This is a genomic window from Pseudomonas sp. ASL4 (assembly GCF_056680395.1).
The window spans coordinates 5551011-5567695 of the sequence record NZ_CM155280.1; the positions used below are offsets into that span (position 1 = coordinate 5551011).

Annotated in this window: 15 protein-coding genes; all 15 read left to right on the forward strand. The window is 61.6% G+C overall.

Translation table 11 applies throughout. The annotated features are described in order from the left end of the window. Positions 1 to 2: 2 nt before the first annotated feature. The 15 genes from AC1MEW_RS25140 to AC1MEW_RS25210 all read left to right on the forward strand — a co-directional run bounded on the left by AC1MEW_RS25140 (position 3) and on the right by AC1MEW_RS25210 (position 16542). Positions 3 to 749 carry a sugar transferase gene (locus tag AC1MEW_RS25140; protein ID WP_201202441.1) on the forward strand — a complete coding sequence of 249 codons (747 nt, stop codon included), beginning with the start codon at positions 3 to 5 and terminating at the stop codon, positions 747 to 749. Next, a complete protein-coding gene (locus AC1MEW_RS25145; RefSeq protein WP_201202440.1) occupies positions 750 to 1397 on the forward strand; it encodes a CpsD/CapB family tyrosine-protein kinase in 648 nt (215 codons plus the stop codon). Positions 1398 to 1419: 22 nt separating this feature from the next. After that, positions 1420 to 2445: a polysaccharide biosynthesis/export family protein gene (locus tag AC1MEW_RS25150; protein ID WP_201202439.1), complete on the forward strand. Its 1026-nt coding sequence runs from the start codon at positions 1420 to 1422 to the stop codon at positions 2443 to 2445. A 17-nt stretch (positions 2446 to 2462) separates the two neighbouring features. After that, the gene (locus AC1MEW_RS25155) at positions 2463 to 4055 is read left to right on the forward strand and encodes a GumC family protein (protein WP_201202438.1); all 1593 of its coding nucleotides are present in this window, start codon (positions 2463 to 2465) and stop codon (positions 4053 to 4055) included. Then, a complete protein-coding gene (locus tag AC1MEW_RS25160) occupies positions 4052 to 5146 on the forward strand; it encodes a glycosyltransferase family 4 protein (protein WP_480423946.1) in 1095 nt (364 codons plus the stop codon). The genes AC1MEW_RS25155 and AC1MEW_RS25160 overlap by 4 nt, the downstream gene beginning before the upstream one ends. Continuing rightward, complete coding sequence (locus AC1MEW_RS25165; RefSeq protein ID WP_201256131.1) at positions 5143 to 6513, forward strand: O-antigen ligase family protein; 1371 nt, start codon at positions 5143 to 5145, stop codon at positions 6511 to 6513. The genes AC1MEW_RS25160 and AC1MEW_RS25165 overlap by 4 nt, the downstream gene beginning before the upstream one ends. Further along, a complete protein-coding gene (locus tag AC1MEW_RS25170) occupies positions 6510 to 7478 on the forward strand; it encodes a glycosyltransferase family 2 protein (protein WP_480423947.1) in 969 nt (322 codons plus the stop codon). Before AC1MEW_RS25165 ends, AC1MEW_RS25170 begins: the two co-directional genes overlap by 4 nt. Next, complete coding sequence (locus AC1MEW_RS25175) at positions 7471 to 8607, forward strand: glycosyltransferase (RefSeq protein ID WP_201202432.1); 1137 nt, start codon at positions 7471 to 7473, stop codon at positions 8605 to 8607. Before AC1MEW_RS25170 ends, AC1MEW_RS25175 begins: the two co-directional genes overlap by 8 nt. 12 nt (positions 8608 to 8619) lie before the next feature. Continuing rightward, positions 8620 to 9621: a polysaccharide deacetylase family protein gene (locus AC1MEW_RS25180; RefSeq protein WP_201256130.1), complete on the forward strand. Its 1002-nt coding sequence runs from the start codon at positions 8620 to 8622 to the stop codon at positions 9619 to 9621. Continuing rightward, positions 9618 to 10922 (forward strand): lipopolysaccharide biosynthesis protein, encoded by a 1305-nt coding sequence (locus tag AC1MEW_RS25185; protein ID WP_480423949.1) that lies wholly within the window; start codon positions 9618 to 9620, stop codon positions 10920 to 10922. Before AC1MEW_RS25180 ends, AC1MEW_RS25185 begins: the two co-directional genes overlap by 4 nt. Beyond that, positions 10919 to 12838, forward strand: a complete 1920-nt coding sequence (locus AC1MEW_RS25190) for a hypothetical protein (protein ID WP_480423951.1) — start codon at positions 10919 to 10921, stop codon at positions 12836 to 12838. Before AC1MEW_RS25185 ends, AC1MEW_RS25190 begins: the two co-directional genes overlap by 4 nt. Before the next feature lie 228 nt (positions 12839 to 13066). Continuing rightward, positions 13067 to 13756, forward strand: a complete 690-nt coding sequence (locus AC1MEW_RS25195) for a GNAT family N-acetyltransferase (RefSeq protein WP_201202422.1) — start codon at positions 13067 to 13069, stop codon at positions 13754 to 13756. Positions 13757 to 13760: 4 nt separating this feature from the next. Continuing rightward, positions 13761 to 14966: a GNAT family N-acetyltransferase gene (locus tag AC1MEW_RS25200; protein WP_480423952.1), complete on the forward strand. Its 1206-nt coding sequence runs from the start codon at positions 13761 to 13763 to the stop codon at positions 14964 to 14966. Then, positions 14938 to 15729, forward strand: coding sequence for a ChbG/HpnK family deacetylase (locus AC1MEW_RS25205; protein WP_480423954.1), 792 nt, complete (start codon positions 14938 to 14940; stop codon positions 15727 to 15729). Before AC1MEW_RS25200 ends, AC1MEW_RS25205 begins: the two co-directional genes overlap by 29 nt. Positions 15730 to 15843: 114 nt before the next feature. Further along, positions 15844 to 16542, forward strand: a complete 699-nt coding sequence (locus AC1MEW_RS25210) for a GNAT family N-acetyltransferase (protein WP_201256127.1) — start codon at positions 15844 to 15846, stop codon at positions 16540 to 16542. Positions 16543 to 16685: the final 143 nt, after the last annotated feature.

Sequence of the window (16685 nt, forward strand, 5' to 3'; positions counted from 1 at the left end):
CTATGACTGGACATGAAAAAGGTGTGCCCCTTCCGCAACTGCGCCGTGACAAGCGCCTGGACCCTGAGCACCGAATCCGCATGGACGCCGCTATTCACATGCAAGGTTGCGGCTGGATGACCGGTCGTGACGGTGGCCGGCCCTGGACGTTGTCGCGCACCAATCGGGTCGTCGCCTGCTTCGGTGCACTGATGATCCTGGTGTTGATTTCGCCGCTGCTGCTCGGTCTGGCCCTGGCGATCAAGTTCAGCAGCCCTGGCCCGGTCATGTTCGTGCAGAAACGCACCGGCTATCGCGGCCGCTCGTTCGGCATGTACAAGTTTCGCACCATGGTGGCCAACGCCGAGGAGCTCAAGGAGTCCCTGCGTCACCTGAACAAGCACGGTGCCGACGCCATCGATTTCAAGATCGACAAAGATCCGCGCATCACCCGCATCGGTGGGTTCTTGCGGCGCAGCAGCCTCGACGAGCTGCCTAACCTGATCAATGTGTTTACCGGTGACATGCGCCTGGTGGGCCCTCGGCCGACCTCGTTCAGCGCGTATCGCTACAAGGACAACCACCTTGCACGCCTGAGCATCTACCCCGGCATGACCGGCCTGTGGCAGATCTCCGGGCGCAGCAATATCGACTTCGACCAGCGCGTTGAGTTGGACCTCAGCTATATCGCCGAGCAGAGCCTGTTGCTTGATCTGAAGATCCTGTTGAAAACCCCCTTCAAAGTATTCAGCGGCCACGGAGCGAGTTAAATGGACGGTTCATCCACCAAAAGCCTGACCATCGCGAACCCGAGCGAGTCCAACCTGACCTCGACCGTGCTCGATCAAGATCTGCGGATCCTATTCCTGACTGCCGCCAACCCCGGCGCAGGCACGACCACCAGCGCCCTGGCGCTGGCCAGCCAACTGGCGCAGATGAGCAGCGGCCTGGTGCTGCTGGTCGACGCCAGCCAGTCGGCAACCAACCTTACGACTCAGCTCAACTTGCAAAAAGAACGCGGTTTTCGCGACCTGCTGTTCAACGCCGACAACCCGCCGCTGCTGCAGGATTGTGTGGTGCAGGTCTCCAGCCTGCCCTTCCATGTGCTGCCCAACGGCCGGCACATCCGCGGCAACGAACGCCTGACCGCCGAATGCCTGCGCCCGTTGCTCGACCAACTCGGCAGCCGTTATCGCTTTGTGGTGGTCGACGGCGACGCGGTGTATTCGGCCGCGGACACCCTAGTCATCAGCACCCAGGTGGACGGCGTGATCATCGTCGTACGCTCGGAAGATACCCGCTGGGAAGTGGCCCAGGCCGCCGTCCAGCGCCTGACCCAGGCCGGCGCAAAACTGGTCGGCAGCGTGTTCAACCGCCGCAAGTACTACATGCCTAAATGGCTCTACAAAAACCTGTAAGCAACCAGAAAAGGATGACGCCATGAACGCCAAATTGCTTCTCCTGCTGTTGCTGCCACTTGCAGGTTGCTCCAGCAATACCGAAACCCAAACCATGCCGGTGCAGATCCTCACGGCCACGCCGGGCAACGCCCAAGCCACCGACATGCCCAGGGTCGAACAGACCTTGCGGCCTCAGGATGTGCTGGACGTGATCTTCCATATCAGCACCAGCGGCTCTGAAGCCTACCGCGTGCAGTCCGGTGACCAGATCGGCCTGAACTTCACCGCGGCCAGCCAGCTCAACGGCAATCAACTGGTGCTGCCTGACGGCACCATCAACCTGCCGGGTGCCAACACGTCGGTGAAAATCGTCGGGTTGACCAGTGACCAGGCCCGCGACGAAATCCAGCGTGCCTATCAGCGCAAACAGCTGTTCCAGCCCAACCGCAATCAGCTGACGGTGCAAATCATCAGCCCGCTGACCAACGAGCAAAACCTCAAGAGCGCCATGAACCACCCGGCCACCGGCATGAGCCGCGAGATCACCGTGGGCACCGATGGCTATGCGAGTTTCCCGGAAATTGGCGCGGTGCCGCTGCAAGGCATGACCATCAACCAACTGGAAACCTTCCTCAACAAACGCTACGCGACCCTGCCGGGACGGATGAGCGTCGACGTAATGCTCAAGTCCACCGCAGGCAACGAAATCTATGTACTGGGCGAAGTCGGCCAGCCGGGTTCCTACCCGATTCGCCGCCCCGTCTCGGTGCTTGAAGCGCTGACCCTGGCCCGTGGTACCAGCATCAAGGCGCGGCTCGATTCGGTGGTGATCATGCGCCGCACCGGCAACCACGTTCAGGCGGTGCACTATGACGTCGAAAAAGCCCTGGCCGGCGATGCTTCGCAAATCGCCTACCTGCAACCGGACGACATGCTTTACGTGCCCAAGACCAAACTGGCTAGCGCCGGTGAACTGGCCCGGCAACTGGCAGACGTCGTGTTGTTTCAAGGCGTGGGCATGAGCTTCAGCTACCGCCTCGATAACAAAGGCAGCACCACCAACTAACGCCCAGGTACTCGGCCATGAATCCAAAAGAAAACTACTTGCATGAGTTCTTCAGGATCTTCTTCGCCAACAAGCAGTTGGTGAAACGCGTGTTCCTGGTCTTTGCCGTGATCGCCCTGGTCTTGCCATTGGTGCTCAAACAAAGCTTCGATATCACCGCCCAGGTGATCGTGCAGTCCAAGAAACTCTCTCAGGGCGACGCGACGACCTCCCTGAATCAGGAAAATGCCAGTTTCATTCCGCCGTCACTGGCGGATATGGAAACCGAGAGCAATATCCTGCGTTCGCCGGCGCTAATTCGTCAGACCATCAGCGAACTCCGGGATAAAGGCGAGTACACACCCAGCCCTGGTGTGTTCTACAAACTGGTGAGCCAGCCGTTCAAACGCTTTGTCACCACCCCGCTGCGCGAATACGTGATCAACCCGGTCAAGTCCGCGCTGGGCATGGAGACCGATCCGGTGCGCGACACCATCCTGGATGCGCTGACCCAAGAGGCCATGGACAAACTCAAGGTCGAAACCCTGCCGGGCTCCAACGTGATCTCCATCATCTACAGCTTTGGCGATCCGCATCAGGGCACCGAGTTTGTCGCGACGTTGCTGCAAAACTACCTGGTCAGCCGTCAGGAATTGCAATCCATCGACTTGCCGCAAAGCTTCTATGAAACCAAGAAGAAGCAGTACCAGGTGCGTCTCGATGGTCTGGAAGGCACTCGGCTGACGTTGCTTGAAGGCATCGGCTCGTCCGATCCCAAGGAAGAGATCACCTTCCGCCTCAACGCCATCAACACCGAAGAACAAGCGCTCAATCTGTTCCAGGACCGTCGGCTGCAAAGCGAACGCTGGCTCGACTACCTGAAAACCAGCCTGGCGGCCGCCAACGCGTCCAAGCTCAACGACTACACCTTCCCCTACACCTTCACCACCACCGTCGACAACGTGGCGTTTGAAGACCGGGAGATCAAGCAATTGGGTGAGCAACTGACCACTCAGGTCAGCCGCTACATGAACGATCTGGCGGTGTTCCAGCCAGGCAGTGAACCGATGCTGCTGACCCGTGAGCAAATCTCACGCACCCGCCAGCAGTTCCTGAAAATCGTCAGCAACCGGATTCAGGAACGGACCAACGACCTGGCGATTGTCAGCTCGGTGATCGATCAGAAAACTGCGCGCATTGCCGAGTTCAAGAACCGCATCCACCAGTTACAGGAAACCCAGAGCAAGCTGCGGCAGATGGACACCGAGATCGACGCCTTGCACGCGGCGTTCTCCACGTATGCCCAACGCTTTGCCGAAAGCAGCACCTCCCGTTCGCTGGACAACGACCTGTCCAACGCCCGGGTACTCAGCCCGCCATATGAGCCGACTGACCCGGCGTTTCCCAAGCCGTTCCTGATCATCCCGTTCGGCTTGTTCACCGGTCTGTTGCTGGCGATTGCCCTGGTCTACGTGCGTGAGTTCTTCGATCATCGCTTCAAACACCCTGCGCAAATCACCCATGAACTGGGCCTGCCAGTACTGTTGGTGATCAACGATCAAAACATCCTGCCGACCAACCCGCACAAAAACTGGACCGTACCAAGCTTCGTGCATTGGGTGCGCAATTGAACGCGCCGCTCAACCCTTCCAGCGCCCTGCCGATCATTCATTTGCTCAGCAGCGGCGGCTTCTATGGGGCTGAGCGGATGCTGCTCGACCATTGCCTGGCGACGCCGGGGCAGCACCAAGTGCTGTTTCTCGATGCGCCGCCCGCACTGATTGCACGGTTTCGCGAGGCCGGGGTGGATTGTCGCGGCTGCTCGGGGCTGGGGGCGTTGCTGGCGCATTTGCGCCAGCGGCGGGCGGAACAACCGTTGATCAATACGCACAATTTCAAAGGTCTGTTGTTTGGCTGGGTCGGCGCGACGCTGTTGCGTCTGCCGCTGGTGATTACCCAGCACGGTTTTACGCCACGCAGTCGCAAGCAGAAGTTTTACACCTGGGTCAGCCTGCAACTGTGCCGCACCGCCTCGGTGAACCGAGTGGTCTGCGTCGCCGAAAGCATCGCCACACTGTGCCGTCAGGCCAGTGTCCGGGCGGAAAAACTGCAAGTGATCCCCAACGGCCTGCCGGCGGCCAACGATCTGCTGCCGCACAGCGTCGACCACCCACGGTGGCTGGCCGGTTACGTCGGGCGGCTGAGCAGTGAAAAAGGCCCGGATCTGTTTCTCGATGCATTGATTCCGCTGTGTCAGCAACACCCGCAACTCGACGCCGTGATGCTTGGCGACGGCCCGGAACGGGAAACCCTGCTGGCACGGATCAACACCGCCGGTTTGCAAGAACGCATCACCCTGCCCGGCTACCAGACCGACATGGGGCCGTGGTGGCGACAACTCGATGCGCTGGTGATCAGCTCACGCACCGAAGGCACGCCGATGATTTTGCTTGAAGCGATGCAGGCCGGGGTGCCGGTGGTGGCGTTCGGCGTCGGCGGAATACCCGATGTGCTGGAAGACCGGCACAACGGCTTGCTCGCCGCGCCCACCGACAGCGCCGCCCTCGCCCGGCAGATCGGCACCTTGCTGACGGAACCGGCGCTGGCCCGCGAGTTGAGCAACAACGCAAAACGCACGCAACTGGATCGCTACGACCTCAAGGCCTTGGCCGAACGCTGGTCGCAGCTTTATATCCGCACTGCACGGGAGGCACGCTCGTGATCTTTCCGCTCTCGATCGTCAGTTTGCTCGGCCTGGTCTGCCTCGGTTTGCTGGCCAGCCCCTATCCGTATCTGGCGCCGGGCGCGGTGCTTGGCCTGGTGGGTGTCGCGGTGCTCTATCGCAAGCCGACCTGGGGTTTGCTCGGGATCGTCGCGCTGGTGCCGTTCGAAGGTTTTTTCAAGGACAGTGCGCTGTCAGGGACCAAATTCGTCGGCGCCTCGCTGGCGCTGATACTGATGCTGCAACTGGCGATTCATCAACTGCCGTCGGAACGCCTGCGCAGCAACATCTGGCGCTACCTGATCTGGTTCATGATCCTCTACATGCTGAGCCTGATGAACAGCGATGACCTGGGCATGTCGTTCGGGCATCTGCGGGAGCTGAGCGTCGGCCTGATTTTGTTTGTGATTACCCTGCTGATCGGTCGCGACTTGAACCTGGACCTGTTCGCCAAACTGGTGACCCTGAGCGTCAGCCTGACCTGTGTACTGGCGATGTTTTCCACCAAGTATCAGGACCAGGGCCGCGCCGCCGGCCTGCTCGAAGACCCGAACGCCTTTGCCCTGCTCATCGCCTTCGCCATCCCCTTGGGCCTGCTGTTGGTGATCCGCAGCCCGAACCTGTTGCACCGGTTGTTCTGGGGCGGTTGCTGCCTGCTGCTGCTGGGCGGCATGACCAAGACCGAATCCCGCTCCGGGCTGGTGGTGTTGATGCTCAGCCTGGTCATCGGGGTCTGGCACTATCGCGCGCAGTTGCCGCGCATCCGACCACGGCATTTGGGATTTGCCATGCTCGGCATGGCGATTGTGATCCCGCTGGCAATCTATGCGATGCCGGCGGGTTACATCGCCCGCATCCAGTCGTTAAGCGTGCTCAGCGCCGGGGCCAAGGGGCACGACGATGAATCCCTCGGCCGGCGAGCGTCGTACATCGTGGTCGGCAGCCAGATGATCCGCGAGAACCCGCTGCTGGGTTCCGGCCCCGGCACCTTCCCGCTGCACTACGCCACCACCGGTTACGCCAAGGCATTTTCCGCCAACCGCAAGGTCGGCGACTTGTATCGCCGGGCGCACAACACTTACATGGAAGTCTTCAGCGAACTGGGCATTCCCGCCGGCCTGTTGTTCGTCGGCATGCTCGCCCTCGGCTTGTACAACCTGATCCGCGCCCGCCGCGCCTGGATGCTGCGCCGCAACTGGGAACAGACCGACCTGATGACCCACCTGGGCATGAGCTTTCTGTCGCTGACATTGTTTTTGATGTTTCTCAGCGCGCCGAGCCAAAAGTACGTGTGGATCATGCTCGCCCTGACCAGCGTGCTGCGCCTGAAGGCTGAAGAAGCACCCCTGGTGGAGGCCAAGGTATGAGTAAAATCAGCATCGTTATTCCAATGTTCAACGAAGCCCGGCACATCGGCCGGACCTTGCTCGCCGCACAAAAGGCCGCCGATGTCGCGAACCTGGAGTGCGAGCTGATTGTGGTCGATAACGGTTCCCGTGATCAGGGCCCGCAGATTGCCCGGCAGTTTGGTGCGCAGGTATTGGTGCTGCCCGGTGTGCTGATCGGTGCGCTGCGCAATTACGGTACGGCCATCGCCACCGGGGAATGGCTGGCCTTCATCGATGCCGATGTCGAGATGCCTGAAGACTGGCTGACCCTGCTGTGCAAACTCGAGTCAGGGGCCCAAGGCGAAGTATTTGGCCTGGACCTGCACACACCGGCCGAAGCCCCTTGGTATGCCGATGCCTGGCAGCGCCGCACGCTGCGCCCGCGCAGCAACATCCTGCACCCGGTGCAATGGCTGCCCACCTCTAACCTGCTGATGCGCCGCACTTGGTTTGACCGGGTCGGGGGCTTCGACGAAACCCTGCGCACCGGTGAAGACAAAGACTTCACCATGCGTTTGGGTGCAGCCGGCGCGCGCTTGTTGGCGGTCAACGAAAGCGTCGCCCTGCATTGGGGTTACGAAAGCAGTTGGCGCGAGTGGATGGGCAAGGAGATGTGGCGCCAGGGCAGCCACCTGCAATTGCTCCGTACCCATGGGTTGAGCTTTCGCTTGCTGCGGTTTCCGATGCTGTCGATCATCGTCTGGTTGCTCGACTTCCTGGCGATCTCCGCGCTGCTCAATGGCTTCCCGCACCATGCGGCGTTTATGGTGCTGGTGACTTCCCTGCCGGGGCTGGCCCTGAGCCTGCGCCAGAGCCTGAAACACCGCGATCTGCTTCTGACCCTGCAACTCTGGGGCCTGCACTGGGTGCGTCTGCACCTGGCAGGCGCCGCGTTTATCCTCAGCCTTTGTCATTGGAATGCCAGGAGGCCCGCCCGTGGCTGAATTCATTTTCTGGTTGTGCCTGTTGCTGCCCGTCTACGCCTACCTCGGTTACCCGTTGCTACTGACACTGCTGGCGCCGATGTTTGCGCCTCGCCGGCATGACCCTGCGCCGCCGCTGAACATCAGCATTGTGATCGCAGCGCACAACGAAGCACGGCACATCGAACACAAGCTGCGCACCCTGCTCGCCCAGGATTATCAGCCTGCCAGGCTCGAAATCATTCTGGTCAGCGACGGCTCGTCCGATGACACCGTGGCCTGCGCGCACAAGGTCATCGACCCGCGCATCAGCGTGCTCGACCTGCCCCGCCAGGGCAAAGCGGCGACCCTGAACGCCGGCGTAGCGTTGAGCACCGGCGACATTCTGGTGTTCACCGATGCCGACAACCAATGGTCCCGCGAGACGCTTGGTCACTTGCTGGCGCCGCTGGCAGACCCCGACGTCGGTGGCTGCGCCGGGCACATGGTGATCCCGGTCACCGGTGATGGCCTGAGCGTTGGTGACAGCCTCTATCGACACTACGAAGGCTGGCTGCGCTGGGCGGAGAACCGCACCGGTTGCATGGTGTCCGCCGACGGCGCGCTGCTTGCCTTGCGCCGCGAGTTGTTCCAGAACGTGCCAGCGGAGGTCAACGATGACTTCTTCATCAGCACCTGCGCGCCGGTGGCGTTCAAACGCATCATCTATGTGCCCGAAGCCCAGGTGATCGACCACGGCGTGGACGAAGCCGACAAGCAATTTCGTCGGCGTCAGCGGGTCACCGTCGGCGGCTTGCAAAGCCTCGCTCAGCGTCGGGAACTGCTCAACCCGCTGAAGCATGGTCTGTATGCGATTGCGCTGATCAGTCACAAGCTGATCCGGCGGCTGGCGCCAGTCCTGCTGGTGCCGTTGTTGCTGAGCAACTTCTGGCTGTGGGACGAGCACTTTTTCTATCAAGTGTTCCTGGTGGCGCAACTGCTCGGTTATGCAGTGGCCATCGCCGGTCTGCTGGACGTGCGACACCGGTTACCCAAACCCTTTCGCCTCGCCGCATTCCTTTTGGTGACGCTTGCCGGGATGAGTATCGGTCTGTGGCAGTTCCTGCGTGGCCATCGGTATAGCCAGTGGAACCCCGAGCAAAATCGATGAAAGGAGCGTGCCATGGCGATCAAACAATTATTAAAACGCACCAGTGGCTGGCTGTACCTCAATTCATCAGTGGGGCGCAGTCAACTGCACGGCGCCGGGGTGATCCTGATGCTGCACCGGGTGCTGGCCAACGACCGCGCCGCTGACCTGCCCCACCGCAATGAATTGTGCGTCGGGCCAAACGCGTTCGAGCACTTGCTGATCTGGCTGAAAAAGCACTTCGACTGCGTGCCGCTGATGGACATCCTGCAACCCGGCACCCAGCGCTCGGACCGGCCGAAAGTGACGCTGACCTTCGATGACGGCTGGCGCGATAACGCCGTGAATGCCTTCCCGCTGCTGCAAAAATATCAGGTGCCGGCGAGCATTTTCCTGTCCACCGATTTCATCGGCAGCCGCCAGCGCTTCTGGTGGGAGAGCATCGGTGAAACCCTCTGGGATAGCCATGGCGCAAAAGCCCGGCGCCACTTGATCGAGTGCCTGCAACAGATCGGCCGACCGCTACCGGTGTTGATGGATGACCTGGATGTTCAACGCCGCAGCCTGGCGTTGTTGCGTTACCTGCAAAGCCTTAAAACCCTGTCGCCGGGCGAGTTAAGTCGACTGACCGACGAATGCCCGGAAGAATCATTGCCCCAGGCCCTGGACTGGCAGCAAGTGCGCTCGCTGGAAGCCACCGGGCTGGTGCGCTTCGGTCCTCACGGGGCGAGTCATGCGATCCTCACCGGCCTCGACGATCAACGCCTTGATGAAGAACTCAGTCGCAGTCGCGATGCGCTGTTGAACGGCTGCAATCGGCCGCTGCCAGTCTATTGCTACCCCAACGGCGACCACGACGCGCGGGTTCGCCAACACGTGGCCGACCACGACTTCGCGTTTGCGCTGGGCACCGGCACCGGGATTTATCGCGGCAACGGCGAGCCCTTGGCCTTGCCACGTTTTGGCGTCAGCCAGCGCGCGGCGCGCAAGCCGGAATTGCTGTCCTGGCGCATCTACCGAGGCGCCCGGCCATGAGCCGCAGCCACTACCTCAAGCACCTGGCCCTGAGCATGGGCACCAAACTGGCGATGATTGGCCTGCGCTTGCTGCGCAACGTGTTGCTGGCGCGGATTCTCGGGCCAAGTGAACGTGGCTTGTTTGCGCTGCTCAGCACCCTGCCCGACCTGATCAGCGCCGCCACCAGTGGCGGCTTGAATTCGGCGGTGGGCTATCAGGCGGCCAAGCAACGGCCGATGGGCTTGCTGCTGAGCCAAGTGCTGGTGTTCGGCTGTTTACTCGCGGCGCTGTTGACCCTGTTGGTGGTCGCATTGACCCGGGAATTTGGCAGTGAACTGGACATCACCACACAACTGGGTTTGCTCGCTTGGCTGCTGCTGCTGGCGGTGCCGCTGACCGTACTCAAGAGTGGCTTGCTGACCTTGCACAACGCCTCGGGCGGCGTGGTCGCGTTCAATGCCTTGCGGCTGGTGGAATCCCTGGCGCCGTTGCTGCTGTTTCTGGCGTTGTTCTGGATGTGGAAAACCGCCGCCCTCGAAGCGGCGCTGATCAGTTGGCTGGCGGGTCTCAGCCTGGTGGTGTTGGCCGGTTGGGTCTGGCTCAAGCGCGATCAACCACTGAAGCTGCAATGGGACCGCGCCGGCCAGAACGAATTGCTGCGCTACAGCGCCCGCAGCCATCCCGATCTGTTGTTCCAGCAAGTGATTTTGCGTTCCGATTACCTGTTCATCGGCGCCCTGCTCGGCAGCACCGCGCTGGGTCATTACGCGATGGCCAGTGCTGCCGCCGAGTTGCTGCTGATCGTCCCGGAAGCAGTCACCACGCCACTGATGAAACGCCTGCTGCAACAAGACGAAGGCATGGACAAAGTGACCCCGCTGGCCCTGCGCCTGACCGCCACGGTGATGCTCGGTGCGTGCCTGACCATGGCCGTCATTGGTGAATGGCTGATCGTCACGCTGTTCGGCATCGCCTACCAACCGGCGTATCCGGCCCTGCTCGCCCTGCTGCCCGGGCTGTTGGGGTTGTGCTACGCGAGCATCCTGCGCCTGGATTTACTCGGCAAGAATCGTCCCGGCACGGTGTCGCTGCTGATGGGCTTGGGTGCGCTGCTGAACCTGGCGCTGAACCTGGTGATGATTCCGGCTTACGGCATCGTCGGCGCCGCAGCGGCTTCGTCCATCGCCTACCTTGCAGTGACCATTGCGTTGCTCGCGATGTATTGCCGCTTGAGCGGCGTGCCGGTCTGGCAAACCCTGATCATCCTGCCCAGCGACGTCGCGCCCATGCTGCACATGCTGCAACGGAAGTCGATATGAAACGCCTGGCGCTGCTGTTGGGGTTGGGCTTCGCGCTCGATGCTCAAGCGGCGTCGATGCGCTGGACGGACATTCGCGACGGCAGCCTGTACCTGCAAGCGGATCGCCCCGACACCGTGACCGTGCGCTGGGTCCCGGCGTGGCAGGCAGATGCCAACGAAGAACACATTTACCTGATCGATGGCCAAGGCAAACTTGAGGGCGAACGCCTGATCGCCGCCAGTGAAGCGCGCGGCACCCAGAGCTGGCCGTTGGCGCCAAGCGCCGCCAGTTATCGACTGGAAATTCCGGGCTACAGTTTTCGCCGCTACAAGGTCGAACACGATGAACACACGGTGGCTTTGTTCGAACCGGCCAAGGTGCATTTCAGTGCCGAAACCCATGACGGCGATGAGTTGTATTTCAAAGTAGCCCCGGGAGAACACGCGGTACTCGCCGGTAAGTTCCACGGGGGCGTCGGCGCCCTGCAAGCCCAGCGGGTAAGCGACGGCCAACAACTGTCACTGGCGCTCAAACCCTATCGGGCCTATTGGCAATTCGATCAGGTCGCATTGCCGGTGGCCCAGACCGAACAAATCTGGCGCCTGCGTTTGCAAGGCAGCGGCAAAGTGGCGTTCTGGCTCGACGGCACGGCCAACCTGTTCGCGCAAAATCCGCAGCAGCTCAAGCCCCTGCGCGAAGACGACGGCCAGACCCGGCTGACCCTGCACAAGGAGATTCTCGGCAAGACCCCGAACCTCGGCGTCGCCCTGCCCTACGTGATGCCACCGGCCTCCAGTTATGCGCTGCTCGATGCGCTCAAGGCGAAAGCCGCCAGTTACTACAGCTTCGTCGACATCACCGCGAAAAATCCGCACTACGAAGATGCGTTCCGCCAGGTCTACCAGGATCGCTTCGGCATCACCCAGGACATCACGCTATTAGCCGGCAGCCAGCGCCAGGCCGATTTGCGGGCCGATACCCTGAGCAACAGCGGCCTCGACGCCTGGCTCGCCAGCACCCGCGCCCTCGGCGGCAACGGCACTCATTACATCGGCTTCGCCGACGAGCCGAACCTCAACTATCCGAGCTACGCCAACTACCAATCCATCTTCAACAGCATGGCCCGGCAGGTTCGCAGCAATCCGGCCAATGCCCGCGCCGGCATCCGCATCGCCATGCCGGCCAGTGCACGGCTGGTCAACGGCCCGTTTGCCGACAACGCCGCGGACAAGCGCGGCATCGATTGGGCCCGCCGTCTGCTGGCGGAATCAGGGGACAAGGTTGATGCACTGGCCTGGCACGAATGGATGATCCGCGACCTGCTCGCCACGCGGGTCTACCGTGACAGCGTGCGCCGCGCCGCAGAGTTGGTGGGCCTCGATGCTCAAGGCCGGCCGCGCAAGGCATTGCTGCTGGACCAGACCAACATGTCCAGCGGCTCAAGCCTGAGCCCTTACGATCAGGAAACCCATTACGCCGCGTTGTGGTGGGCGTCGGTGGTGATCAATTCGTCCCAGGACGGTTTGCTGGAAATGCTCAACTGGTTCCAGGCCGCCGATGAGCCGAACTACCCCAAGGGCATGTTGCGGGTACTCGGCGACGACCATTTCGAACTCAAACCCGTGGGCCTGGCCCAGCAGTTTATTCAGGAGCATTGGCTGGGCAGCGTGATGGGCTTGGAAAACGACGCGTTCGAAGTCGACGTGCTCGCCATGGCCGCCGACCTGCAACGCAGCCTGCTGGGCGTCAACAAAGGCACGCGCTTGCAGCGTGTGGACCTGAGCGGCGCGGCGTGCCCGCTGAACAAAGGCTCATTGCGTTATTTCGGCGCCGACAACCGCAGCCGCGACGCGCCCTACCGCTGCCAGGACGGTCGCGTCAGCTTCGAGCTGCCAGGGCAAACCCTGTTTGCGTTGAGCTGGCGCGCTTCATGACCCCCAATTCCGATCCGTTAAGAGAGAGGTGCGGCGAACACCAAATTTGTGGCGAGGGGGCTTGCCCCGTTGGGCTGCGAAGCGGCCCCAAAACCTGCAACCTCGATGTATCAGATACATCGAATGCAATGGTTTACGACTGCTGCGCAGCCGAACGGGGTGGTGCGGCATTCCGACAAGCCCCCTCGCCACAGGTCTTCGCCAAGCCGAAACTCAGGAGACTATCCAATGAGTGCTTTTAAGAAACTCAGAGAACGCATCCAACAAAAAGGCCTGCGCTCCACCCTCAAGAGCCTTTGGAAACACTACGCATTTTTCCACGAAGAACTGCTGTGGATGGAGCGTGACCTGGTCAGCCCGGTCCCGCCACACGCCCTCAGGCCTTATCCGCCGCTGCGGGTCGTCACCATCACACCCGATAACGCCAGCGCCTTCGCGCGGTACTTCGGCGACCGCGTCGAAACCATGGCGGAACTGGCCCGTGAGGGTTACACCGGCCACATGCACCTGGATGACCAAGGGGACGCGGTGGCCTTTATCTGGGGCGCGGCGCGCAACTATCACGACAAGCACTACTACGGCTGCTGGTTCCCGGTAAAGGCTGGCGAATTCTTCGAGTTCGGCGGCGAGCTGACCCGCGCCTATTGGGGCACTACGCTCTCGGTGGACCTGCAACTGGAACTGTGGAAAGCCATGCAGGCCCAGGGTTGCAACAAGGTGGTGGATGTCTGCGAGTTCCACAATATTCCAGCGCTCAAGCTGCACATCCGCATGGGTTATCAAGAGCAAGGACGCATCATGAACGTCTACGAGCTGTTCGGCCGCTGGCGCGTCTACCGTGAAACCCGTTACAGCGGCTCGCGCCTGGATGCCTTGCGCAAACCGTCGCGTCCACCTGTTGCAGCCACGGTGACTTGATCTTATGGCAACGCGATTCGAATGGCGCACTTCGCTTTGCACGCCGGACTTTCCGGCAGCGGCTTACGAAGCGCTGCGCCTGCGAGTGACGGACCACACGCCGTTCAACACCCTGGCCTGGTTGTGCGCCGCGGAACAGGCGATCAGTGACGGGCAGCGTCTGCACGTGCTGCTCGGCTGGCAGGGTGATGAACTGGCGCTGTGCCTGCCGTTGGTGGCGTTGCGCGAACGCTTCGGCGGACTGCCGTTTCGGGTGTTGCATCACCTCGGTTATCCGCTGACCGATCGCCTGGCGCTGCTCGCCTGCCTTGACGCCGAGAGCATCCGCAAGGCACTGATTGTGATCCGTCGTCGCGTACCCCACGCGCTGATGCAACTTAACGAGCTGTCCGAACCCACGGGTGAAGAAAGTGCCCTGGCGGTCTGGATGGCCCACAGTTCTACCGGTGAACGACGCCTGAGTTGCAAGGCGCCGGTGCACCTGATCAGCGAGGCGGATCGCCAGGAAATCTCGGGCGATCCGCGTTACAAACTGCGCCGCGCACGCAAACGCATCGCCGCGTGTGGTGCCCAGGTGCGGCGCATCACCCCGGACGCCTCGACCATGGGCCCGCTGTTGCAGGCCATCAGTGAAGTCGAAGCGGTGAGCTGGAAAGGTGATGAAGGCGTCGGCATCTTTGCCGACGAACGTCACCGACAATGGATGGACCGTGCCTTCACCGCCCTCGCCGCTTGCGGTCTGGTGCGGGTGGTGGTGCTGGAGTTGGATGGGCGCTGCATCAGCTATCGCCTCGGCTTGCTGGAACAGGGTCGGCTGTACGACTACAACCTGGCGTTCCTGCCGCAATACGCCGACCTGGGCAGCGGCCGGGTGCTGCTCGAAGAGTGGATTCGTTGGGGCCTGGACGACAACTGGCGCTGGATCGATGCCTCGCGGGTCAGTCTGGAAAACTCCAGCCATCAACTCCACGAGCGCATGACCGGGCAGCTGGAACACTGGCGCTGGAGTTTCTATTCCTGGCGCCTCAGTGGTCTCGCGCTGGGCCTGGCGCTGCGCGTCTGGCAACGGCTCAAACCGGCCGTGCAAACATGGCGGGCGAAACGCGCAGCGGCGGTTGTCACGGTCACCACGCCAGCGGCCCAGCCCCCGGCGACTACGGAAAAAACTACGGAGGGCGAACATGCCTCGCCAAGTCATAGTCAACGCTGACGATTTCGGCCTTAGCCCGTGCGAAAACGCGGTGATCCTCGGTGCGTTTCAGGCTGGGGTCATCAGTTCCGCCACCGCCATGGCCAACATGCCGGCGTTTGAAGCCGCCTGCGTCATGGCCCAACACCCGTTGCTCAAGGACCGGATCGGCCTGCACTTTAACCTGACTTATGGCCGGCCGCTGAGCCAGGGCATTCTCGGACGTTCGACGTTTTGCGACCGCCAGGGCGAGTTCGACCTCAACCTTCCTCGCCACAGCCTGTGGCTCAATCGACTGGACCGCGAAGCGGTGATGGATGAGCTCGAGGCCCAATGGCAACGTTGCCTGGACAATGGCGTGCGGCCCAGCCATATCGACTCTCACCAACATGTGCACAACATCTGGCCCATCGGCAAAATCGTCGCGCGGTTCGCCGCCCGACAAGGGGTGGCCGTACGGTTGGCGCGCAACCTGGGGCAAAACCTGAGCCTGCCCAAACGGGTGTTCAAGGGATTGCTCAATCGGCGTTTATTCAACCTGGCCGGGGCCACGGCGGACTATGTTTGCACCCCGGTAGACCTTCGAAACGCCCCTGTGCCGACCGACGGGCTGCTGGAGATCGTCGCCCATCCAACCCAGCTCGGGGCCGACTTTGGTGACGCGTATCTGAATCCCGACGAGTCGTTGACGCAGGTTTTAGAGCTGCGCCTTGCGGGTGTCGAGCGGGTGTCGTATGCCGTTGTGAGCAGGGATTTCCAGACGGGGGCTGCTGCACTCGAATGAATTACATAGGTTGCAACATATCCAAGACCGGCGCTTTGACTTGAATGTGCAGCCTTGATCCATACCCATCAAAAGCGTCACCCACCACACCTTGGCTTTCGCCATGGAGGGCTTATGAGCGTTATCGGCAAGCTTCGCGAACGAATCAGACAAAAAGGCCTGGGCAGCCTCTTCAAGGCATTCTGGAAGCGCTACGTGTTCTTCCATTGGGAACTGTTGTGGATGGAACGCGATCTGGTCAGCCCGGTACCGCCGCACAAATTGCGGCCCTATTCCGGCTTGCGTCAGGTAACCATTACCGCGGACAACGCCACGGCCTTCGGCAAATACTTCGGTGATCGCGTCGGGACCATGGCCGAACTCGCCACCGAGGGCCACACCGGGCACATGCACCTGGACGAAGAAGGCAACGCCGTCGCCTTCATCTGGGGCAGCATGCGGGATTACCACGACCGCCACTACTTCGGCTGCTGGTTCCCGGTCAAACCCGGTGAGTTCTTCGAGTTCGGCGGTGAAATGGCCCGCCCCTACTTCGGCACCAGTCTGTCGGTGGATGTGCAGGTCAACCTTTGGGAAGCGATGCAGGCCCAGGGCTGCAACAAGGTGGTGGACGTCTGTGACACCCGCAATATCCCGGCCATGAAACTGCACATCCGCATGGGCTACCAGGAGCAAGGCCGGGTCACCCATGTCTATGGCCTGTTCGGCGGCCGCTGGCGCTTCTACCGCGAAACCCGCTACCAAGGCTCACGCCTCGACGCGTTGCGCAAACCGGAACGGCCAGTAGCGGCGGAGGCGACGGCGCAGGCTTGAAAACCGAGTTCGCCTGCAAAATCGGGTTGGCTGCCAGGCCGCGTTCGCGAGCAGGCTCGCTCCCACAGGGGATCTTCGTCACAGGGAGATCCAATGTGGGAGCGAGCCTGCTCGCGATGGCGTCAGTCGAGGCAACGCATTCT

What these genes read in the sequence shown, in the direction of transcription:
- AC1MEW_RS25195 (WP_201202422.1), top strand. Translation starts at nt 13,067, where the DNA reads ATGAGTGCTTTTAAGAAACTCAGAGAACGCATCCAACAAAAAGGCCTG.
- AC1MEW_RS25190 (WP_480423951.1), top strand. Translation starts at nt 10,919, where the DNA reads ATGAAACGCCTGGCGCTGCTGTTGGGGTTGGGCTTCGCGCTCGATGCT.
- AC1MEW_RS25185 (WP_480423949.1), top strand. Translation starts at nt 9,618, where the DNA reads ATGAGCCGCAGCCACTACCTCAAGCACCTGGCCCTGAGCATGGGCACC.
- AC1MEW_RS25180 (WP_201256130.1), top strand. Translation starts at nt 8,620, where the DNA reads ATGGCGATCAAACAATTATTAAAACGCACCAGTGGCTGGCTGTACCTC.
- AC1MEW_RS25205 (WP_480423954.1), top strand. Translation starts at nt 14,938, where the DNA reads ATGCCTCGCCAAGTCATAGTCAACGCTGACGATTTCGGCCTTAGCCCG.
- AC1MEW_RS25170 (WP_480423947.1), top strand. Translation starts at nt 6,510, where the DNA reads ATGAGTAAAATCAGCATCGTTATTCCAATGTTCAACGAAGCCCGGCAC.
- AC1MEW_RS25210 (WP_201256127.1), top strand. Translation starts at nt 15,844, where the DNA reads ATGAGCGTTATCGGCAAGCTTCGCGAACGAATCAGACAAAAAGGCCTG.
- AC1MEW_RS25200 (WP_480423952.1), top strand. Translation starts at nt 13,761, where the DNA reads ATGGCAACGCGATTCGAATGGCGCACTTCGCTTTGCACGCCGGACTTT.
- AC1MEW_RS25150 (WP_201202439.1), top strand. Translation starts at nt 1,420, where the DNA reads ATGAACGCCAAATTGCTTCTCCTGCTGTTGCTGCCACTTGCAGGTTGC.
- AC1MEW_RS25140 (WP_201202441.1), top strand. Translation starts at nt 3, where the DNA reads ATGACTGGACATGAAAAAGGTGTGCCCCTTCCGCAACTGCGCCGTGAC.
- AC1MEW_RS25155 (WP_201202438.1), top strand. Translation starts at nt 2,463, where the DNA reads ATGAATCCAAAAGAAAACTACTTGCATGAGTTCTTCAGGATCTTCTTC.
- AC1MEW_RS25145 (WP_201202440.1), top strand. Translation starts at nt 750, where the DNA reads ATGGACGGTTCATCCACCAAAAGCCTGACCATCGCGAACCCGAGCGAG.